Source organism: Microbacterium sp. WHRI 7836, from assembly GCF_040223885.2.
Lineage (GTDB): Bacteria > Actinomycetota > Actinomycetes > Actinomycetales > Microbacteriaceae > Microbacterium > Microbacterium oxydans.
On record NZ_CP168171.1, the window covers coordinates 1,587,924 to 1,608,546 of the forward strand.

The window sequence follows — 20,623 nt, forward strand, 5'->3', positions numbered from 1 at the left end:
GACGCGACGACCATCACGGGGTGTATGACGGAGTCTTATCGCTTGCGGGATCCGGTGTCACGGATTTTCCCTGGCAACTTCGGGAGACTATCACCGGTATGGCCGAATCGGGGATTAGCCTCGCCTGACCGTACAATCGAGTGGACATGTCCCCACGCGCTCTCACTCCTCTTCAGCCTGCTGCGACGCCGGCTGCGCAGATCCGTAATTTCTGCATCATCGCCCACATCGACCACGGCAAGTCGACGCTCGCCGACCGCATGCTCCAGATCACGGGCGTCGTCTCGGATCGCGACATGCGCGCGCAGTACCTCGACCGTATGGACATCGAGCGTGAGCGCGGCATCACCATCAAGAGCCAGGCGGTCAGGATGCCCTGGGAGCTGGATGGGCAGACCGTCGCGTTGAACATGATCGACACCCCGGGTCACGTCGACTTCACGTACGAGGTGTCCCGGTCCCTCGCCGCCTGCGAGGGAGCGATCCTGCTCGTCGACGCCGCACAGGGCATCGAAGCGCAGACCCTCGCCAACCTGTACCTCGCGCTCGAGAACGATCTCCACATCATCCCGGTGCTGAACAAGATCGACCTCCCGGCGGCCGACCCGGAGAAGTACGCGAAGGAGCTGGCCTCCCTCATCGGCGGGAAGCCGGAGGATGTGCTGCGGGTCTCCGGTAAGACCGGCGCCGGCGTGGAGGACCTGCTCGACAGGCTCGTCCAGGAGATCCCGGCGCCGAGGGGTGACGCGGATGCTCCGGCCCGCGCCATGATCTTCGACTCGGTCTATGACGCGTACCGCGGCGTCGTCACGTACGTCCGCATGATCGACGGCAGCCTGTCACCCCGCGAGCGCATCCAGATGATGTCGACAGGCGCGAACCACGAGGCTCTCGAGGTCGGCGTGTCCAGCCCGGAACCGACTCCCACCAAGGGGCTCGGGGTCGGTGAGGTCGGCTACCTCATCACCGGCGTGAAGGACGTCCGTCTCTCCAAGGTCGGCGACACGATCACGAACGCCCGCAAGCCCGCATCCGAAGCGCTCCCCGGATACACCGACCCGAAACCGATGGTGTTCTCGGGCATCTACCCGATCGACGGCAGCGACTATGCGGAGCTCCGCGAGGCCCTGGACAAGCTGAAGCTCTCCGATGCCTCCCTGCAGTACGAGCCGGAGACCTCGGTCGCCCTCGGGTTCGGATTCCGCTGCGGCTTCCTCGGACTCCTGCACCTGGAGATCGTGACCGAGCGTCTTGCGCGGGAGTTCGGACTCGATCTCATCACCACGGCGCCCAGCGTGATCTACGAGGTGCTCACGAGCGACACCGGCGAAACCGTCACCGTCACGAACCCGAGCGAGTACCCCGATGGGCGCATCGGCTCGGTGTCGGAGCCCATGGTCAAGGCGGCCATCCTGTTGCCCAAGGACTACGTCGGCACCGTCATGGAGCTGTGCCAGTCGCGTCGAGGCACGTTGCTCGGCATGGAGTACTTCTCCGAGGAGCGCGTCGAGCTGCGCTACAACATGCCGCTCGGCGAGATCGTCTTCGACTTCTTCGATCAGCTGAAGTCGAAGACCCAGGGGTATGCGTCGCTCGACTACGAGCCCTCAGGGCAGCAGGAAGCCGACCTGGTGAAGGTCGACATCCTCCTGCAGGGGGAGAAGGTCGATGCCTTCAGTTCGATCGTGCACCGCGACAAGGCCTACGCCTACGGCACGATGATGGCGGAGCGGCTGCGCAAGCTCATCCCTCGCCAGCAGTTCGAGGTGCCGATCCAGGCCGCGATCGGCGCACGCATCATCGCCCGCGAGACGATCCGCGCGATCCGCAAGGACGTGCTGGCCAAGTGCTACGGCGGTGACATCACCCGCAAGCGCAAGCTCCTCGAGAAGCAGAAGGAGGGCAAGAAGCGCATGAAGATGGTGGGCCGTGTCGAGGTGCCGCAGGAGGCGTTCATCGCTGCGCTCTCCGGCGATGTCGAAGGCAAGGAAAAGAAGTAACCGGTGCCGTTCCCGGCGTATGAGCGGGGGATGACGCGCGGCCCGATCCGCGCGGTGCCGAAGGGGATGCGCCTCTCCGAGCGTTCAACGGTCGTCGGCCCTGCCGCGCGAACTGCGGTCGCCGCGCTGGTGAGCTCGTGGGATTTCAAGCGCCGTGCGGGATTCGAAGTCCCTGTCGGTGCGCCTGCCGCAGGCGTCGAGGGCGTGCTCGCGAAGCGTCTGCTCGGTATTCGATTCGTGGAGCCCGTACGGGTCGTATGGGCGGATGAGAACGGCTTCGGCTACGAAACCCGTCCTGGGCATCCGATCTACGGCGAGGAGTCGTTCCTGATCGACGAGCACGGCGTTTTCGTCGCGCGATCGGTCTCGCGTCCTTCGACGTGGTTCTGGCGATTGCTGGCGCCGGCGCTCCTGCTGCTGCAGCGAGCCACGCACGACCGGTATGTCCGCATCGTTCAGGATGAGGCGGGGGCGTCGTCGGTCTCGCGCCGAGCCACGATGTGACGCTCCGCGGCGCGTGGGGGTGTTCGCTCAGGTAACCCGAAGTAGGGTGGAAGTCATGCGGCGCGGGACTTTCCGAGACGACACGGTGGACTATGCGGCCGTGGGTGCGACCCATGCTCCGGATCTGATGCAGTACCCGCCGGAGCGCAGCATCCCGGCGGAGGAATCCTGGCGGATCGGCAGCGGGATCGAACGCTTCCAGACCGCCGGCGAAGCGCTTCTGTCGTGGACGGCACAGCGCGCTGCCGGCCTGACGGTCGAAGACGTGCGCCCCGCACCGGGACCTGCCTATGCGGGCGTGAGCTTCGACGCCGAGGGCAACCCGATCGCTCCGAGCAAGCGCGACGTCGAGCAGCGCTACGACGCGGAGGGCATGCCGTTCGTCGGCGCGGGGATGACCCTGCACCTCCGCGGGCGCGTCGCGGGCATGCGCGCCGACTCCGAGCTCCGCGTGATCTCCGTCACGGAGGAGACCCGTCGTGTCGGGTTCGTCCTCGGAACCGTCGGCGGATCGGTGGTCAGCGGAGAAGAGTCGTTCGACGTGGACTGGCGTGAAGACAACGACGAGGTGTGGTTCACCGTGCGCGCCTTCGACGCGCCGAACGGCCTGCTCTACCGCACGATCCCTGCTCTCGTGAAGCGTCGCCGCCGCGAGCTCTTCGCGCGCTATCTTCGGGCGATCTCCCCGCTGTACGCGACTCCCGTCTGATGGCGGGACCACTTCCTCTCGGAGACCCCGCCCCGGCGGACGGACGCTTGCCCGCAGATCTTCGGATCGATGAGCATGTGCCGTTCTCCGCCTACCTGCACATCCCGTTCTGCACCGTGCGCTGCGGCTACTGCGACTTCAACACGTACACCTCGACCGAGCTGCGCGGGGCGAAGCAGGAGGACTACGCGTCGACGTTGATCGCGGAGATCGCCCTCGCTCGTCGAGTGCTGGATGACGCGGGAGCGCTGCGGCCGATGGACACCGTGTTCTTCGGCGGCGGTACTCCCACGCTTCTCCCCGCCGGCGACCTCGCACGCATGCTCGGAGCGGCGACAGATGCGTTCGGCCTGGCAGCGGGCGCGGAGGTCACGGTCGAGGCGAACCCCGACACGGTGACGCCCGAAGTGGCGCACACCTTGGCACGAGCAGGAGTCACGAGGATGTCGGTCGGCATGCAGTCTGCCGTTCCCCACGTGCTCGCCGCCCTCGATCGCACGCACCGCCCGGAGAACGTGCGCACGGCCGTCGCCGCCGCGAAGGATGCGGGCCTTGCCGTGAGCGTGGACCTGATCTACGGCGCACCGGGGGAGTCCCTCGCCGACTGGCAGGCGTCGCTCGATGCCGCACTCGCGCTGGAGCCGGACCACATCTCGGCCTACGCGCTCATCATCGAAGACGGAACCAAGCTCGCGCGTCAGATCCGCCGCGGGGAGGTGCCGACCCCCGACGACGATCTCCAGGCCGACATGTACGAGCTCGCCGACGCCCGACTCGCTGCCGGCGGCTTCGACTGGTACGAGGTGAGCAACTGGGCGCGCACGCCCGATCGTCGCTCCCGACACAACCTCGCGTATTGGCGGGGGAACGACTGGTGGGGCTTCGGTCCCGGAGCGCACAGCCACGTGGCCGGTCTGCGCTGGTGGAACGTGAAGCACCCCGCGGCGTACGCCCAGCGCCTTGCCGCATCCGAGTCGCCGGCAGCAGGCACGGAGCGTCCGGACGACGACTCGCGCACGCTCGAGCGGATCCTGCTGCTCAGCCGCATCCGCGAGGGGATCGCGATCGACGAAGTCCCGAGGGCGAACAGGAGCAGGGTCGCCGGACTCATCGCCGACGGTCTCGTCGAACCACTCGCAGCGCTTCAGGGGCGCGTGCAGCTGACGCTACGCGGTCGCCTGCTCGCCGATGCCGTCGTCCGCGAACTGACCGACTGAAGGCTGAAGCGTCCGTCACCCGGGGAGCAGATCCATCGCCGCCGCACGCCTCTGGGGCACCGTCGTGCTCCTGGCGTCGAACACCCGCGTGAGGCGATCGTCACCGTAGGCCGGCCAGCCAGGATCGCCCGACGTCACGAACCCGACCCACGACGCGTTCATCTCGGCGGCGAGATCACGCGGAGCGTCGGGACCTGCCAGACGCGCGGCTTCCTCGTCATCGAGGCGATCGAACACGAACCCGAGCTCGAGCGCGTGTGCCGCGCGGAGATCGCGGACGGGACTCGGCCAGGCGAACTCGTAGACGTGCGTCTTCCCCGGGCGCGCGGCTGCGACCCGGCTCAACGGAGCACGCAGCATCACGTCCGTGACGAGCTGCCCCAGGATCTCTCCAGCGCCGGCGTCGGGGAACGCGGATCGATAGGCCGCCACCGCACGTCGAGGGACGCGGGAGAGCAGTCGCGCGGCTTGCAGCTTGAACTCTCCGATGCCTGCCAGCACCTCCGGTGGGAACCAGAGCCGATACTCGTCGGTGTTGCTCCCGATGAGTAGCGGCGTGTCGATCTCGCGAAGCACCTCATGCGGTGACCGGGGAAGGCTCTCGGGGTCGATCGCCAACTGGAACGCCGGAGCCCCGCCGAGGGGAGACGATCCGGCGGATTGAGCTTTCCGTGCGTCCAACAGCTTCTCGGGCGTCAGAGCGGCGAAAGAGACGCGGTCGGCTCGTACTCCGAGTCGCTTCGCGAGTCGAGCCGTCACACGTCCGGCCTTCTTCGGAGTCTGCGCCTGGAGTGGTCCGGACTCGATGATGGCGCGACTGATGAGTGCGCGGGAATCCGCCCGAGCGAGGAGTCCGGCGACGATGGCTCCACCGGCGGACTCGCCCATCGCCGTTACCCGTGTCGGGTCGCCGCCGAGAGCGGCGACCTCACGGTGCACCCACTCGAGGGCCGCGGCCGCATCGCGCAGGCCGAGGTTGCGTGGGGCGCCCTCCAAGACGGAGAACCCCTCCGAGCCGAGTCGGTAGTTGATCGACACGAAGACGACTCCCGCCTGCGCGAAGACCGCGCCGTCATAGAGCGGAAGAGCGGCCGTGCCGCGTTCGAGCGCGCCGCCGTGGATCCAGAGCAGCACGGGGGCGCCGGAGGCGTCGGACGGAGCCCAGACGTTCGCCGTGAGGATGTCGTCTCCGTCGATCCGCACCGAGCCGAGCAGCTCGCCGATGGCGCCCGCATACGGAACCTGAGGCGGAGTGGGGCCGAACTCCAGTGCGTCGCGCACGCCGTCCCAGGTCGCGACAGGCTGCGGCTCGCGGAACCTGTGCTCGCCGAACGGCGCCATGGCATACGGGATGCCGAGGTAGCGGACGATCCCCGCCTCCTCGACGCCACGAACGATGCCGGTCGACAGGGTGGCATGCGGGGAGGAGGTCATGAGCGTCATCCTAGAGTCGTCGGTCCGCGGTACGGAGAACCCGCAGCTGCACGGGGTAGGATTGGCACTCTGAACGTCCGAGTGCCAGCGGAAGGGAAGGGCGATGGTCACAGAGCGAGGGCTGCAGGTTCTCCGCGCGATCGTGCAGGACTACGTCGAGACCCACGAACCCGTCGGCAGCCGGTCGATCGTCGACAGGCATTCCTTCGGCGTCTCGGCCGCCACGATCCGAAACGACATGGCGCTGCTCGAGGATGAAGAGCTGATCACCGCTCCGCACACCTCGTCGGGGAGGGTTCCCACAGACAAGGGCTACCGCGTCTTCGTGAATCATCTCGCCCAGTTGCGCCCGCTCTCTTCGGCACAGCGCTCGGCGATCGAGTCGTTCCTGGGCGAACCGGCCGATCTCGACGACCTGATGGTGCGCACGGTGCGGGTGCTGACGCAGCTGACGGGTCAGGTCGCGCTCGCACAGTATCCGTCGTTCGCGCGTGCGCACGTGACGCATGTCGAACTGGTGGCCCTGGCACCGAACCGGCTGCTGATCGTGCTGGTCACCGATGCCGGCGGCGTGTCACAGCGGATCGCCCCCCTGCCGGAGATCATCGACGAGTCCGACCTCGCGGTGCTGCGTGCACGCCTGTCGTCGTTGATCACCGGACAGGGCATCGGTGAGGCATCCGACCGTCTTCAGCTGCTGCTCGGGGCGGAGGACAAGCCTCAGGACGCGGTGCTCCGCACGCTCGCCGGCGTCGTCGTCGACGAGCTCGGCAGCTTCCGTCAGGAACGTCTGGTGATGGCGGGGGCGGCCACCCTCGCGCGTCGGGAACAGGACTTCCGCGGGAGCATCCATCCGCTTCTCGAGGCGATCGAGGAGCAGGTGACGCTGCTGCGACTGATGAGCGAGATGGTGACCGACGAGCAGGGTCTCGCGGCCAGCATCGGCACCGAGAACGCCCCCTTCGGCCTCGGTGAGGCGTCGATCGTGGCCAGCAACTACGCCGCCCCCAGCGGCACGGCGCGAGTCGGCGTGATGGGGCCGACGCGCATGGACTACCCGAGCAATCTCGCCGCAGCGCGGGCCGTGGCCCGCTACCTGTCGCGGATGCTCGACGAAGACGAGGCCGGCCGCTGACGCGGTCGCCACGAGAACACACGCAGAAAGGCGATTGTGGCGGACCACTATGAGGTTCTCGGGGTGTCCCGGGACGCTTCCACCGATGAGATCAAGAAGGCGTACCGACGCCTTGCCCGGCAGCTGCACCCGGATGTGAACCCCGGGGACGACGCTGCGGAGAAGTTCAAGCTCGTCACGCATGCGTACGACGTCCTCAGCGACGACGAGTCACGCCGGCGCTACGACATGGGCGGCGGAGACGGCGCCGCGGGGAACTTCGGCGGCTTCGGCGGTTTCGGCGACATCTTCGAGACGTTCTTCGGTGCTTCTCAAGGGGGAGGGCGCGGTGCGCGTCCGCGGTCGCGTCGGGAGCGGGGCCAGGACGCCCTCGTCCGGGTCACGCTCGACCTCGGCGACGTCGTGTTCGGGGCGCATCGGGACATCGAGGTCGACACCGCCGTGCTGTGCGAGACGTGTCAGGGGTCGTGCTGTCAGGAGGGCACCTCGCCGGTCACGTGCGACATCTGTGGCGGCTCCGGCCACGTGCAGCGTCAGGTGCGCAGCCTGCTCGGCAACGTGGTCACCTCTCAGCCCTGCGGCACCTGCGAGGGCTACGGCACGACCATCCCGTATCCCTGCGGCACCTGCGGGGGGCAGGGTCGCGTGCGTTCGCGCAGAACGGTGTCGCTCGACATCCCCGCCGGTGTCGAGACGGGGCTCCGCCTGCAGCTTCCCGGTTCCGGTGAGGTCGGCAAGGCGGGCGGACCGAACGGTGACCTGTACGTCGAGGTGACCGTCAACCCGCACGCGGCGTTCAGCCGCGAGGGAGACGACCTGCTCGCGACCCTCGAGGTGTCGATGACCGACGCGATCCTCGGTACCGAGACCAAGATCCAGGCACTCGACGGCGAGGTCGACCTCGAGATCCGTCCCGGAGTGCAGTCCGGTGACGTGCTCACGATCAAGGGACGGGGAATCACCCCGCTCCGCGGCACGCAGCGCGGCGATCTGCGGGTCGGCGTCCAGGTGCTGACCCCGACTCGGCTGGACTCCGCGCAGCGTGCGCTGATCGAGGACTTCGCGAAGAAGGCGAAGTCCCCGGAGCCCCAGCTCGCCCAGTTCCAGCAGGGACTCTTCTCCAAGCTCCGCGACCGCTTCCGCAGCCACTGATCATGGCACTGCACTTCCTCGTCGAATCGTCGACGGATGCCCGAGTCGACGACCTGGTGTCGTTGACCGGAGCCGAAGCCAAGCACGCGGCCGTCGTCCGTCGTCTTCGCGTCGGCGAGGCTGTCACCGTCGGCGACGGCGCGGGCGTGTGGCTGACCGGTGTGGCAGAGGAGGTGTCTCCCTCCCGAGTGGAGGTCCGTGTCGCGGAGCGCATCGAGCACCCCGCTCCGACGCCTCGGGTCGTTCTGGTACAGGCGCTCGCGAAAGGAGACCGCGATGAGCTCGCCGTGCAGGCGGCGTGCGAACTCGGCGTCGACGAGATCGTCCCCTGGCAGGCGAGTCGTAGCGTCTCGCGGTGGGAGGGCCCGAAGGCGGTGAAGGGACGGGAGCGCTGGGCGACGATCGTCCGCGAGGCCGCCAAGCAAGCCCACCGCGCCTGGGTGCCCGCCGTCGCATCACCCGTCTCGACGGCTCAGCTCAGGGAGCGCGCGGCCTCGCAGCGCCTCCTGCTGCTCGACCCGACGGCGCCCACGCGACTGTCGGAGATCGAGCCGGACGGACGCGACGTGGTGATCGTGGTCGGACCGGAAGGCGGGATCTCCGACGAGGAGCTGCGTCACCTGACGGAGGCGGGGGCAGAGCGTGTGCTCCTCGGCGAGACGGTGCTCCGTACCTCGACGGCGGGCCCGGCCGCGATCGCCGTGCTATCGGTGGCACTCGGTCGATGGTGACCCCGCCCGACCGGCACGGGACGGGCCCGAGGTCGTCGTCACGCTCCGGTCAGTAGACTTGACGGTATGACGGAACCCTCGATCTTCACGCGCATTCTGAACGGGGAGATCCCTGCCGACATCATCGGCGAGACCCACCGGCTGTTCGCGCTGCGCGACATCGCCCCGCAGGCGCCCGTGCATCTGCTCGTGGTGCCGAAGTCGGCAGAGTATCGAGATGTCGTCGAGGTCGCGGCCGCAGATCCCTCTCTGCTCGCCGAGATGGTCGCTTTCGCGGGCGAGCTCGCGGCGGAGCACACGGAGGACGGCGACTTCCGCCTCGTCTTCAACACCGGCGCGAACGCCGGACAGACCGTTTTCCACGTCCACGCGCACGTGCTGGCCGGCGGATTGACTGAGAAGAGTGTCGGTGCCTGAGAACCACGAGCCCCAGGAGCGGAGTCTGGGCGGCCGGCCTCCCGAGGCGGTCGAGAAGATCTACGCGGACGGCGTCGCCATGGTGCAGCTGCTCGGACCGCAGGACCGGCTGCTGCGGATGCTGGAGCGTGAGCACCGCGATGTGCAGGTGCTCGTCCGTGGCAACGAGATCACACTCAGCGGTGGCACCGATGCGGTCGCGAAGGCGAGGGCGCTGGTCGAGGAGCTGCTCGCCATGACGAAGGCCGGGCAGGACCTGGCACCGAGCGACGTGTCCAGTTCCGCGCGGATGCTGCGCCAGGAAGGAGGACCGCGCCCCAGCGAGGTTCTCGGCGAGGCGATCCTGACCACGCGCGGCAAGGTGATCCGTCCGAAGACCCTCGGGCAGAAGGAGTACGTGGACGCGATCGAGGAGAACACGATCGTGTTCGGCATCGGTCCGGCCGGTACGGGCAAGACCTACCTCGCGATGGCCAAGGCCGTCCAGGCGCTCCAGCGCAAGGAGGTCACCAGGATCATCCTCACGCGCCCCGCGGTCGAAGCGGGAGAGCGGCTCGGCTTCCTCCCCGGCACGCTCACCGACAAGATCGATCCATACCTCCGCCCGCTGTACGACGCTCTCAACGAGATGATGGACCCCGAGATCGTCCCTCGCCTGATGGCGACCGGCACGATCGAGGTGGCACCCCTCGCCTACATGCGCGGGCGCACCCTCAACGACTCGTTCGTCGTCCTCGACGAGGCTCAGAACACCACGCCGGAACAGATGAAGATGTTCCTCACGCGTCTCGGTTTCGGCACGCGGATGGTCGTCACGGGCGATATCACGCAGGTCGACCTTCCGCAGGGGTCGTCGGGGCTCCGCCTGGTGACCCGAGTGCTCGACGGCATCGACGACATCCATTTCTCCCGTCTCACCAGCGACGACGTGGTACGGCACTCGCTGGTCGGACGCATCGTCGACGCGTACAGCGAGTACGACGAGAAGCGCACCGCAGCGCGATTCGAGCGCGAGCAGGCGGCGGAGTTCGCCAACCGTGCCGATCGCCGGGGAGCACAACGACCTGGACCGCGTGATCGCGCCCCGAAACGAGGACTCTCATGATCGAGATCAACAACGAGTCGGCCATCGACGTCGACGAGACCGTGCTGCAGCGACTGACCGATTTCAACCTCGCGCAGCTGCACGTCAGCCCTGACGCCGAGGTGGCCATCGTCCTCGTCGACGAGGGCGCCATGGAGGCGCTTCACGTGCAGTGGATGGACGAGCCCGGCCCCACCGACGTACTGAGCTTCCCGATGGATGAGCTGCGCCCCGGTACCGAGGACCGTCCGACCGCCCCCGGCCTGCTCGGCGACATCGTGCTCTGCCCCCAGGTGGCCGAGACGCAGGCGCAGGCGGCAGGACACACCCTGATGGATGAGCTCATCCTGCTCACGACCCACGGTCTGCTCCACCTCCTCGGCTTCGATCACGCCGAGCCCGACGAGGAGCGTGAGATGTTCGGACTGCAGAAGGAGCTGATCCAGGGTTTCGCGGCTGCTGAACGCCGACGATGACTGCTGTTCTCCTCCTGATCGCCGCCGTGCTGCTGGTGGCGTTCGGCGGTCTCATGGCCGCGATCGATGCGGCGTACGGGGTGACCTCGCGTGCCGGACTCGCCGACATGGCCACCGAGGGCCGCAGGGCCAGGGCACTGGAGCGTATCGCCTCAGATCTCGACGCCCACGTGAACGCGGTGGCGTTCATCCGCGTCCTCGCAGAGGTGACGGCAGCCGTGCTCGTGACGGTCGCCTTCACCATCCTGATCGAGAACAACTGGTGGGCGATGCTCGCCGCCGCGGTGCTCATGACGGCGATCACCTTCGTGCTCGTGGGGGCGAGCCCGCGGTCGTTCGGGCGTCAGCACGCCGAGGGCATGATCCGCGGCACCGCGTCGATCGTGCGCGGGCTCCGCATCATCCTCGGCCCCCTCGCGCAAGGCCTGGTCCTGCTGGGAAACCGGGTCACCCCCGGCACGGGACGCAGCTCCTTCACCAGCGAGGATCAGCTGCTGAGCATGGTCGACGAGGCAGCGTCGAACGATCTCATCGAAGAGGACGACCGCGACCTCATCCACTCCGTCTTCGACTTCACCGACCAGTTCGTCCGCGCCGTGATGGTGCCGCGCACCGAGATGGTGACGGTCGATGCCACGGCGACCACCGACGAGGCGATGGCACTCTTCCTGAACCGCGGCGTGTCCCGGATGCCCGTCGTCGACGACGAGGCCGATGACGTGGTGGGAGTGCTGTACCTCAAGGATCTCGTGCAGTTCGCCTACCGCGACGACAGTGCGTGGCGCGCGGCGTCGATCCGTCCGATCGCGAGGCCGGCGACCTTCGTCCCCGAATCGATGCGAGCGGAGACCCTCCTGCAGCAGATGAAGCGCGATGCCGTGCACGTCTGTCTGGTGATCGATGAGCACGGCGGGATCTCGGGTCTCGTGACTCTCGAGGACCTCATCGAGGAACTCGTCGGCGAGATCTCCGACGAGTACGATCAGGTATCGGCGGAGTTCGTCGATCTCGGTCACGGACGATATCGCGTGAGTGCTCGCCTCTCGCTCGAAGACGTCGGCGATCTGTTCGGGCTCGAGCTCGAGGACGAGGACGTGGATTCGATCGGCGGTCTGCTCGGGAAGGCGCTGGGACAGGTTCCCCAGCCCGGCGCCACGGCGACCGTGGAAGGTCTGGTGCTCACCGGCGGTGCATCGCGGGGGCGTGGACGAGGAATCGCGACGGTGTTCGTGGAACGTGCGGCGGGGGAACCCGACGCTTCGCAGGATGAAGGAGATCGAGACGATGACTGACGACACCCGAAGCGGTTTCGTGACCTTCGTCGGCCGCCCCAACGTCGGGAAGTCGACGCTCACGAACGCCCTCGTCGGCGAGAAGATCGCGATCACGAGCGAGAAGCCGCAGACGACACGTCGCGCTATCCGCGGCATCGTCAATCGCCCGGAGGGGCAGCTCGTCATCGTGGACACCCCGGGGATCCACAAGCCGCGCACGCTGCTCGGCGAGCGGCTGAACGACCTCGTGGAGCAGGTGCTGGGCGACGTCGACGTCATCGGATTCTGCGTTCCTGCGAATGAGAAGGTGGGCCCGGGGGACAGGAGGATCGCGGCAGCCCTCGACGGGTACCCGCGCGCGAAGAAGATCGCGATCGTGACCAAGATGGATGCGGCCGGCCGTGACGAGGTCACGGAGCGTTTGCTGGAGGTCGATTCGCTGCGCGAGGACTGGGCCGCGGTCGTCCCGCTGTCCGCCCTCACCCGCGAGCAGCTCGACGTGCTGTCGGACGAGATCCTGACGCTGATGCCGAAGGGGCCCGCGCTGTACCCGGAGGGCATCACGACCGACGAGTCGCAGGAGGACCGGATCGCCGAGATGATCCGCGAGGCCGCTCTCGAGGGCGTGCGCGACGAGCTTCCGCATTCGATCGCCGTCGTCATCGACGACATCGCGCCGAGGGAGGGCACCGACCTCACCGACGTGCACGCATCCATCGTCGTGGAGCGTGACAGCCAGAAGGCGATCATCATCGGGCATAAGGGCAAGCGTCTCAGCGAGGTGGGCGCGCGAGCGCGTGCGGGCATCGAGGAACTGCTGGGGACGCGCGTCTTCCTCGGGTTGCATGTGAAGGTCGCGAAGGAGTGGCAGCGCGACCCGAAACAGCTCGGCAGACTCGGGTTCTGAGATGACATCCGGCACTACGTCGATGGCGGCGGGAAGGCCGCCGACCCCGACGACATGAGCGGCCGCAGCGAAGACCCGAATCCGCTGCGCGACGAGGTCTTCAGCCGGGTGTTCGACGAACACTGGGCAGCCGTTCGACACCACATCGAGGGCGTGGTCGGCGCCGAGGCCGAGGTCACCGAGATCGTCTCTGAGGTCTTCCTGCTCGCCTGGACGAAGCTGCGCCCTGCCCGTCCGCCGAGTCGGGTCTGGCTTCTGCGGGCAGCTGATCGGCGACTGGGTGCCCGCTCCGGTCGTACGTCAGCACCGCACGGTGTGTTCGATGCCGTGCGTCTCGGCGTCTCCGGCGAGGAAGGTGAACCCGATCCTGTCGGCAGGGTGGCGGTCATGCGGGCTTTGGCTGTCCTCACTCCCCGCCAGAGGCGTATCATCATGCTCACGTACTGGGACGGACTCACGGTGGGGGAGATCGCGGAGTTGTCGCGCACTTCCGAGTTCCGGGTGCGGAAGTCGCTGGGACGTGCGCGGGAACGCCTGCGTGCGGAGCTGGGTCTGGAGGGGCTGATAACGGGTGATGATTGACGATGCCGTACTCGAACGGATGCTGATCGACGCCGATCCCGCACCGACGCCGCGTGAGGCGGCACCGGATGCCCTGGCTCTCGCGACCAGGGATCGTATCCTCCGCACGAGTGCGGCGCCTCGCAGGAGACGTCGGCGGGCGATCGGCTGGGCCTCCGGGCTGACGGCGGTCGCCGCATCCACCGCCCTGGCCTTCGCCGTCTTCTCGCCCCAGGGCGCCGCGGTGGCCGGGATGCCATCGCCTCTCGACTTCGAAGGCTCGACCACGGTCGCGCAGACGGTGGATGACGCGGACGCGGCTCTCGCCGGTCCGACCGGACCCGCAGCGCCGGAGCGCGCCGTGCGGACCGCCTTCTGGGGGTTCTCGGTCGAGGTCGAGGCGAAGGTCAGCAAGGTCGTCCCGCAGCTCTCCACGCTCACGTGGGAACCGGACGGCTCGGGCCGGATGACGATCGTCGCCGGCGTCCCCTACGATCCGGAGGACGCGGTGGCGAGCAACGCCGCCGAGGTGACCAGCAGTGGGGAGGTCGTCACCGACCTCGTCATGGCGCCGGGCGATTTCTACACCCCCTGGACGGACGTGCCGGGCGAGACGCGTCAGGACATGATCGCCATCCTCCGTGCCTTCGGCATGCCTGAGAACCCGACGGCGTACGACGTCGAGGTGGCTTTCACGTCGGTCCTCGACCAGTGGACGCTGACGAACGCGCAGCACCGCGAGCTGCTCGCGCTCCTCGAGGAGGCGCAGGGCGGGGAAGCGCTCGGGATGACGAAGGACCGTCTGGGGCGGGAAGTGAACGGCGTCAGGGTCATATCGCCGGATGGCGCCGCCAGCGATCTGATCCTGGTCTCCCGTGACACCGGCAGGATCGTGGGCGTCGAACGCACCGTGTTGATCGCAGACGACGTCTTCGCCGCCGGTTCGATCATCTCGTATCAGATGTGGGACCTCGATGAGGAGGAGATCAGATGAGGCCGAGGGTTATCGTCGCTGCGACGATGCTGAGCGCAATACTGCTTCTCAGTGCGGCACCGGCGCAGGCTGCTCTGGAGGGCGACGACGCTGTCGCTCCCGAGATCATCGCGATGCTCGAGGAAGTGCCCGGCGGTGTGATCATCGATTCGACGCATGCGGCGTGGCCCGCGCTCGGCATGGAACTCGCGATCGGGACCATCGCGCTCCGGTCGGCGCGTTCGGTCGGGAGCTGTGCGACCGATCGGTTCTGCGCCTACAGCGCCGGGTCGCTCGGCGGCAACAAGCTCACGTTCAGCGTGTGCAGCGTCAACACGATTCCCTCCACGTTCATCGCGAAGTCGGTCGCCAATGCGCGGAGCTCCGGCCACGTGCAGGCGCGAAACGGCAGCACCACGGTTACCACCGTCAACGCGGGAAGCTGGGCGAACCTCGCAGGCACGGTCAACAACCTCCGCTGCGTCCTCTGAGCAGGTCCGAGCGATGACGGCGGTGGTCTCTCGAGCGCGGCACTGGGTCGCCGCGGGGTGGGGTTCGCCCGACCTCTGGGAGTTCGTCGAGCACGACATTCCGGCTCCGGAGCACGGCATGGTCACCATTCGCGTCCTCGCCGCCGGGGTGAACCCCGCTGATGCGAAACATGTCGCTGCTGCCCGACCGGGCATCGAGCTGCCGGTGCCGATCGGGTACGAGGTCTCGGGAGAGGTCGCGGCCATCGGCCAGGGTACCCGCATCGGTTCGGGCGCTGTCGACATCGGCGACGAGGTCATCGCCTTCCGCGTGCGAGGCGGCTATGCGACCGCGGTCACCGTCCCGGCTGAGAAGGTCTTCGCGAAGCCCTCCACCCTGACGCATCCGGAGGCGGCGAACCTGCTCCTCGTGGGTACGACTGCCGCGGAGATGCTCGCCGTCACCGGTGCGGCGCCGGGGGAGACGATCCTGCTCCACGGTGCCTCCGGTGCTGTCGGTGCGAGCGTGCTGCAGCAGGCACGCCTGCGCGGCATACGCGTCATCGGAACGGCGAGCGAGTCCCGGTTCGACGAGGTGCGACGATTCGGAGGGCTCCCGGTGCGCTACGGCTCGGGGCTCGCCGCACGTGTGCGCGCTCTGGCGGACGGGCCGATCGCTGCGGCATTGGACGCCGTGGGGACGCACGAAGCGGTGGATGCATCGCTCGAACTGGTAGGCGATCGTCGGCGGATCGTGACTATCGCCGCGGCTGACCGCGCGACGGCCGACGGCATCCTCGCCATCGCCGGCTCCATGCCCGAGAGCGCACGTTTCCGGGATGAGGTCCGCAGCGAGTTGATCGCTCTGGCGCAGAACGGCGATCTCGTCGTTCCCCTGGCCCGCACGTTTCCGCTCTTCGAGGCACGCGCGGCCCACCGACTTCTCGCCACGGGTCACCCCGGAGGCAAGCTCGCGTTGATCCCGTAGCTCAGTCGATCTCCCGAAGCGCTGAGGTCACGATCACGACGCCGTCACCGTACTCCGCGTCAGCGGCCTCCTGGATGGCACCGTCATCCCACGTGACGCTGAGCCGGACGTAGCCGCGGTCCGTGCTGACGGTGAGCGCCTCTCCACCGAGACGGGTGGCGATGTCGTCCTGGATCCTCGTGAGCTCGTCGGCCGGTGTGGTGCCGTCGACGCCGCCCGTCGGATCCTCCGTTGGGATCGGGTCGAACAACGCGAGCATGATCGGTGGATCGGTGTTGGTGAGCCGTTCACCGTCGTAGGTCGCGTAGACGGCGTACGCGCCCCAGGTGGTCTCTCCGCTGGACTCGCTGCCCTCGAGTCCGGCCCAGGACCAGCCGGCGAGAGGCACTCCGCTGCACTGGGGCGGATGCGATTCCATGATCGCTCCCAGACATAGCTGTACCTCGCCCGCCACATCGAGCACCGTGCCCACGCCGATCACGCGCCCTTCCGGGAGGTCAGGCCGGACGTCTTCGAGCCCCTGCCCTGATGGTGCAGACGTGCTCGTCGGCGCCGCGGAGCCTCCGGGCCCGGAGGTGCAGGCGCTCAGGAGCAGGAGGCCGAAGACGGAGGCGACGGCGAGGGTCAGGCGACGCGGCGATGTGCTCATATCGGGGAGTGTCGACAGCGAAGGAAACGTCTCACACCCGTCGAATCGGCGGAGTCAACCCTGCTAGCATGACCACATGCCTTTCGGCGGTCTGCTTCTTCTTAGCTGCCGCGACGAGTCCTAAAGCTAGGGCCTTCCTCGTCGCGGCGCTTGTGTTGGCCCGTTTACCCTGACGAAGAGAAGAAGCCCCATCATGCAGAACACTCAGCGCCCGTCCGCGATGCCGATCCACAAGTACCGGCCGTTCCACGAGCAGATCACCGTCCAGCTGCCTGACCGCACCTGGCCCGATGCCCGCATCACCGAGGCGCCCCGCTGGTGCGCGGTCGACCTCCGCGACGGCAACCAGGCGCTCATCGACCCGATGTCGCCCGAGCGCAAGCGCGTCATGTTCGAGCTGCTCGTCAGCATGGGGTACAAGGAGATCGAGGTCGGCTTCCCCTCGGCGAGCCAGACCGACTTCGACTTCGTGCGTCAGCTCATCGAGGAGAACCTCATCCCCGACGATGTCACGATCCAGGTCCTGACGCAGGCGCGCGAGCATCTGATCGCCCGCACCTATGAGGCGATCGCGGGAGCGAAGCAGGCCATCGTGCACCTGTACAACTCCACGAGCGTGCTGCAGCGCGAGGTGGTCTTCCGCACCGACAAGCAGGGCATCATCGACATCGCACTCGAGGGCGCCCGGCTGTGCCGGGAGTTCGAGAAGACGATCCCCGACACGAAGGTGTACTACGAGTACTCGCCCGAGAGCTACACGGGGACCGAGCTCGAGTTCGCCGTGGACATCTGCAACCAGGTGATCGAGGTCTTCGAGCCCACGCCCGACCGCAAGGTCATCATCAACCTCCCGGCGACCGTAGAGATGGCATCGCCGAACGTGTATGCCGACTCGATCGAGTGGATGAGCCGCAACCTCGCGCACCGCGAGAACGTGATTCTGTCGCTGCACCCGCACAACGACCGCGGCACCGCGATCGCGGCCGCCGAGCTCGGATACATGGCCGGAGCCGACCGTATCGAAGGCTGCCTGTTCGGCAACGGTGAACGCACCGGCAACGTCGACCTCGTCGCGCTGGGGATCAACATGTTCACGCAGGGCATCGACCCGCAGATCGACTTCAGCGACATCGACCAGGTCAAGCGCACGGTCGAGTACTGCAACCAGCTGCCGGTGCCCGAGCGCAGCCCGTGGGCGGGTGACCTCGTCTTCACGGCATTCAGCGGCTCCCACCAGGACGCGATCAAGAAGGGGTTCGAGGCCATGGCGGCCAAGGCCGAGGCGCAGGGCGTCACGGTGGACGAGATCGAGTGGGCGGTGCCGTACCTGCCCATCGACCCGAAGGACCTCGGTCGCTCCTATGAGGCCGTGATCCGCGTGAACTCGCAGTCCGGCAAGGGTGGCGTCGCCTACCTGCTCAAGGCCGACCACGCGATCGATCTGCCCCGCAAGCTGCAGATCGAGTTCTCCGGAGTCGTGCAGGCCAAGACGGATGCCGAGGGCGGCGAGGTCACCAGCGAGCAGATCTGGTCGATCTTCAACGACGAGTACCTCCCCGCCGCCGACACCGCAGCCAAGTGGGGGCGCTTCGAACTGCTCGCGACCCAGACCCGGAGCGACATGTCGGGCGACGTGGCACTTGACGTGGTGCTCCGCGACGACGATCAGCAAGTGTCCGTCACGGGCAACGGCAACGGTCCGGTCGCGGCGTTCGTCGAGGTGTTGCGTGGACAGGGCTTCGACATCACGGTCTACGACTACGTCGAGCACGCTCTCAGCGCCGGCGGAGACGCGCAGGCCGCGGCCTACGTCGAGCTGCAGGTCGGCGACCAGCGCCTGTGGGGTGTAGGCATCGACGGAGACATCTCCACCGCATCGCTCAAGGCGATCGTCTCGGGTGTGAACCGTTCGATCCGCACGCGTCAGCAGGAGCTGGCAACCGTCTGATCCCAGTTCGAATCGCGCGATCGGTCGTGTCCGTCGACAGGAGGGGACCGATCGCGCGATTCGAGGTAGAGGTCAGTCCACCCACTGCACCAGCTGCCAGATGAGGCCGTTGGGGTCGGCGAACTGACCATAGCGCTCACCCCAGGGTTCAGTCTCCGGAGGGGTGACCACACGAGCGCCTGCGTCGGCGATGCGGGTGAACTCCCGGTCGATATCGTCGACGACGAAGACGATCAGGGTGCCCTGACCGGCGGAGCCGGCGATCTCTTGTGGGCGGAACGTCGAGAGCCCGGTCTGGAGGAAGATCATGTTCGGGACGGGCCCCGGGTGCTGCAACGAGACGAAGCCGTCCGCGGACATTGCCTCCTCGAAGCCGAAGTGCGTCGTGGCGAAGGCGGCGGAGGCCGCCACGTCGGGGACGTTGAACGAGAGGGCGGTCTGAGTGATGTTCACGGTTCTCCATTCCAAAAGTCTGTACAGTGTACAAGGTTAAGGCGGAAGCGGTCTAGGCTATTCCCGATGGCCAAGAATCTCGTCGATCTGCTCTGGCGGCACAGCCCCGCGGCTCCCGTGACCCGCCAGCGCGGGCCGAAGGCACGTCACTCGGCGGATGACGTCGTGGATCGTGCCGTCGCACTGGCTGACGCCGACGGCCTCGGCGCGGTGACGATCCGCTCGCTGGCGCAGTCCCTCGACCTCACCCCGATGTCGATCTACACGCACGTCAACAGCCGTGCCGACTTGCTCGTGCTGATGGCGGATGCGATGCACGCCAGTCTTCGCAGTGAGCCCGCGGAGGCCTCGGGCTGGCGTGCGGCGGTCCGGGCGGTCGCCGAGGACAACCTGCGCCTCCTCCGCGCTCATCCATGGCTCATCGACATCCACGATCCCCGTGTCGCATTCGGCCCTGGCACCATCGCCAAGTACGACTGGGAACTCCATGCTTTCGACGACCTCGGTCTCAGCGACGTGGAGCGTGACGCGGCGCTGAGCTTCGTGCTGGACTTCACTCTCTCTGCGGCGGCTCGGATGCGCGAGGAGCAGCGCGCAGCGGCGTTCGCGGCATCGTGGGCAGAGGCCGCACCGCGTCTGGCGGCCTACCTCGGTGAGGAGATGCCCCTCGCCAGGTCGGTGGGTCAGTCTGCGGGGGAAGCCATGGGCGTTCCCTACGACGCTCGAACGGCGTGGGACTTCGGTCTCGAGCGAGTGATCGACGGACTCGCCGGCATGGTACGCGGCGCGGACCGCCTCCGCGGCACCTGAACCGGTCAGTCCTGAGGCTTCACGATCGCGATCGCGCCGGTCTCCGCGGCGACCTTACGGCGGTAGAGACGGCGCTGCTCCGGGAGCGAGACATCGAACGTCACCGCGAGGATCCGGATCACGGCCGTCACGACGATGCCGATGACCGCCGCGAGGGGAATCGGCATCCCGAGTGCGACGGCGATCACGATGAACGTGCACCCCGCTCCGGCAGCGACCGCATACAGCGAGCCGACGTGCATGATCGCGGTCGGCAGGCCCATCAGCATGTCGCGGAGCACGCTTCCTCCGACCGCGGCACAGACGCCGATGAAGACCGCCGGCACCTCGGGAATCCCGAAGGCGAGGGCCTTGCTCGTGCCGAAGGCGCCGAACATGCCGATCACCACGGCATCGAGGACGACGATGGCGGTGTTCAGGCGGGTGAAGAGCCCGGCGAGCAGCATGCCCAGAAGCGCGGCGCCGGCCGCAGTGACCAGGTACCACTGATTCTGCAGCGTGGCGGGGGTCTGCCCGAGCAGGATGTCGCGGATCAGACCACCGCCCATCCCGATCATGATGCCGATGATGGCCACCCCGAGCCAGTCGAGCCGTCTCTGACCCTGGAAACCCGATGCGAACATCGCGCCCTGGACTCCGCCGAGGCCGACGCCGAGCAGGTCCGCCCAGAGCGGAATGATGAAGAGCGGTTCGGTCACCCGTTCATTCTCGCGCACGGAGGATAATCGAAG

General features: G+C 67.6%; 22 protein-coding genes. 18 read left to right on the top strand and 4 right to left on the bottom strand.

Going from position 1 to position 20,623, the window contains the following annotated elements:
• The first annotated feature begins 146 nt into the window (after positions 1 to 146).
• From lepA to hemW, 4 genes are read left to right on the top strand one after another with little or no spacing between them, the layout of a single operon-like run.
• Positions 147 to 2,000, top strand: coding sequence for a translation elongation factor 4 (lepA, locus tag ABRP18_RS07560; protein WP_058631387.1), 1,854 nt, complete (start codon positions 147 to 149; stop codon positions 1,998 to 2,000).
• Positions 2,001 to 2,030: 30 nt separating this feature from the next.
• Positions 2,031 to 2,504, top strand: coding sequence for a DUF1990 family protein (locus ABRP18_RS07565; protein WP_113681138.1), 474 nt, complete (start codon positions 2,031 to 2,033; stop codon positions 2,502 to 2,504).
• A gap of 55 nt (positions 2,505 to 2,559) precedes the next feature.
• Positions 2,560 to 3,213, top strand: a complete 654-nt coding sequence (locus ABRP18_RS07570) for a DUF1990 family protein (protein WP_046749203.1) — start codon at positions 2,560 to 2,562, stop codon at positions 3,211 to 3,213.
• Positions 3,213 to 4,430, top strand: coding sequence for a radical SAM family heme chaperone HemW (gene hemW, locus ABRP18_RS07575; protein ID WP_141369388.1), 1,218 nt, complete (start codon positions 3,213 to 3,215; stop codon positions 4,428 to 4,430). Before ABRP18_RS07570 ends, hemW begins: the two co-directional genes overlap by 1 nt.
• A gap of 15 nt (positions 4,431 to 4,445) precedes the next feature.
• Here the strand turns inward: hemW and ABRP18_RS07580 are convergent, their stop codons facing one another.
• Positions 4,446 to 5,864 carry a carboxylesterase family protein gene (locus tag ABRP18_RS07580; RefSeq protein WP_349884438.1) on the bottom strand — a complete coding sequence of 473 codons (1,419 nt, stop codon included), beginning with the start codon at positions 5,862 to 5,864 and terminating at the stop codon, positions 4,446 to 4,448.
• 103 nt (positions 5,865 to 5,967) lie between these two features.
• On the opposite strand from ABRP18_RS07580, the gene hrcA reads away from it, so the two are divergent.
• The 12 genes from hrcA (at position 5,968) to ABRP18_RS07640 (ending at position 16,032) form a co-directional block, all read left to right on the top strand.
• On the top strand, positions 5,968 to 6,999 hold the full coding sequence (hrcA, locus tag ABRP18_RS07585) for a heat-inducible transcriptional repressor HrcA (RefSeq protein ID WP_113681136.1): 1,032 nt from the start codon (positions 5,968 to 5,970) through the stop codon (positions 6,997 to 6,999).
• A gap of 36 nt (positions 7,000 to 7,035) precedes the next feature.
• Positions 7,036 to 8,151, top strand: coding sequence for a molecular chaperone DnaJ (gene dnaJ / locus ABRP18_RS07590; RefSeq protein ID WP_061018470.1), 1,116 nt, complete (start codon positions 7,036 to 7,038; stop codon positions 8,149 to 8,151).
• 2 nt (positions 8,152 to 8,153) lie between these two features.
• The gene (locus ABRP18_RS07595) at positions 8,154 to 8,882 is read left to right on the top strand and encodes a 16S rRNA (uracil(1498)-N(3))-methyltransferase (protein WP_349884439.1); all 729 of its coding nucleotides are present in this window, start codon (positions 8,154 to 8,156) and stop codon (positions 8,880 to 8,882) included.
• Positions 8,883 to 8,948: 66 nt separating this feature from the next.
• The gene (locus tag ABRP18_RS07600; RefSeq protein WP_349884440.1) at positions 8,949 to 9,299 is read left to right on the top strand and encodes an HIT domain-containing protein; all 351 of its coding nucleotides are present in this window, start codon (positions 8,949 to 8,951) and stop codon (positions 9,297 to 9,299) included.
• Positions 9,300 to 9,378: 79 nt separating this feature from the next.
• Complete coding sequence (locus ABRP18_RS07605; protein WP_227751189.1) at positions 9,379 to 10,404, top strand: PhoH family protein; 1,026 nt, start codon at positions 9,379 to 9,381, stop codon at positions 10,402 to 10,404.
• Entirely contained in the window at positions 10,401 to 10,859 is a 459-nt protein-coding gene (gene ybeY / locus ABRP18_RS07610) for an rRNA maturation RNase YbeY (protein WP_017202321.1), read from the top strand. Before ABRP18_RS07605 ends, ybeY begins: the two co-directional genes overlap by 4 nt.
• Positions 10,856 to 12,151, top strand: coding sequence for a hemolysin family protein (locus tag ABRP18_RS07615; protein WP_046749196.1), 1,296 nt, complete (start codon positions 10,856 to 10,858; stop codon positions 12,149 to 12,151). The genes ybeY and ABRP18_RS07615 overlap by 4 nt, the downstream gene beginning before the upstream one ends.
• Complete coding sequence (era, locus tag ABRP18_RS07620; RefSeq protein WP_349884441.1) at positions 12,144 to 13,040, top strand: GTPase Era; 897 nt, start codon at positions 12,144 to 12,146, stop codon at positions 13,038 to 13,040. Before ABRP18_RS07615 ends, era begins: the two co-directional genes overlap by 8 nt.
• 54 nt (positions 13,041 to 13,094) lie before the next feature.
• Positions 13,095 to 13,622 carry an RNA polymerase sigma factor gene (locus ABRP18_RS07625; RefSeq protein ID WP_113681134.1) on the top strand — a complete coding sequence of 176 codons (528 nt, stop codon included), beginning with the start codon at positions 13,095 to 13,097 and terminating at the stop codon, positions 13,620 to 13,622.
• Positions 13,615 to 14,595: a hypothetical protein gene (locus ABRP18_RS07630; protein ID WP_058631378.1), complete on the top strand. Its 981-nt coding sequence runs from the start codon at positions 13,615 to 13,617 to the stop codon at positions 14,593 to 14,595. Before ABRP18_RS07625 ends, ABRP18_RS07630 begins: the two co-directional genes overlap by 8 nt.
• Entirely contained in the window at positions 14,592 to 15,065 is a 474-nt protein-coding gene (locus tag ABRP18_RS07635; protein WP_046749193.1) for a hypothetical protein, read from the top strand. The genes ABRP18_RS07630 and ABRP18_RS07635 overlap by 4 nt, the downstream gene beginning before the upstream one ends.
• A 13-nt stretch (positions 15,066 to 15,078) precedes the next feature.
• Positions 15,079 to 16,032, top strand: a complete 954-nt coding sequence (locus ABRP18_RS07640) for an NADP-dependent oxidoreductase (RefSeq protein WP_113681133.1) — start codon at positions 15,079 to 15,081, stop codon at positions 16,030 to 16,032.
• A 1-nt stretch (position 16,033) separates the two neighbouring features.
• Here the strand turns inward: ABRP18_RS07640 and ABRP18_RS07645 are convergent, their stop codons facing one another.
• The gene (locus tag ABRP18_RS07645; RefSeq protein ID WP_113681132.1) at positions 16,034 to 16,681 is read right to left on the bottom strand and encodes a hypothetical protein; all 648 of its coding nucleotides are present in this window, start codon (positions 16,679 to 16,681) and stop codon (positions 16,034 to 16,036) included.
• Positions 16,682 to 16,874: 193 nt separating this feature from the next.
• Here ABRP18_RS07645 and leuA point away from each other — a divergent pair, with 193 nt between their 5' ends.
• Positions 16,875 to 18,629 (top strand): 2-isopropylmalate synthase, encoded by a 1,755-nt coding sequence (leuA, locus tag ABRP18_RS07650; RefSeq protein WP_046749191.1) that lies wholly within the window; start codon positions 16,875 to 16,877, stop codon positions 18,627 to 18,629.
• Between the two features lie 72 nt (positions 18,630 to 18,701).
• Here the strand turns inward: leuA and ABRP18_RS07655 are convergent, their stop codons facing one another.
• A complete protein-coding gene (locus ABRP18_RS07655; RefSeq protein WP_046749190.1) occupies positions 18,702 to 19,082 on the bottom strand; it encodes a VOC family protein in 381 nt (126 codons plus the stop codon).
• 66 nt (positions 19,083 to 19,148) lie between these two features.
• Here ABRP18_RS07655 and ABRP18_RS07660 point away from each other — a divergent pair, with 66 nt between their 5' ends.
• Positions 19,149 to 19,892 (top strand): TetR/AcrR family transcriptional regulator C-terminal domain-containing protein, encoded by a 744-nt coding sequence (locus tag ABRP18_RS07660; RefSeq protein WP_349884442.1) that lies wholly within the window; start codon positions 19,149 to 19,151, stop codon positions 19,890 to 19,892.
• Between the two features lie 5 nt (positions 19,893 to 19,897).
• Here ABRP18_RS07660 and ABRP18_RS07665 read toward each other — a convergent pair whose 3' ends face one another.
• On the bottom strand, positions 19,898 to 20,590 hold the full coding sequence (locus ABRP18_RS07665; RefSeq protein WP_046749188.1) for a trimeric intracellular cation channel family protein: 693 nt from the start codon (positions 20,588 to 20,590) through the stop codon (positions 19,898 to 19,900).
• Between the last annotated feature and the right edge of the window lie 33 nt (positions 20,591 to 20,623).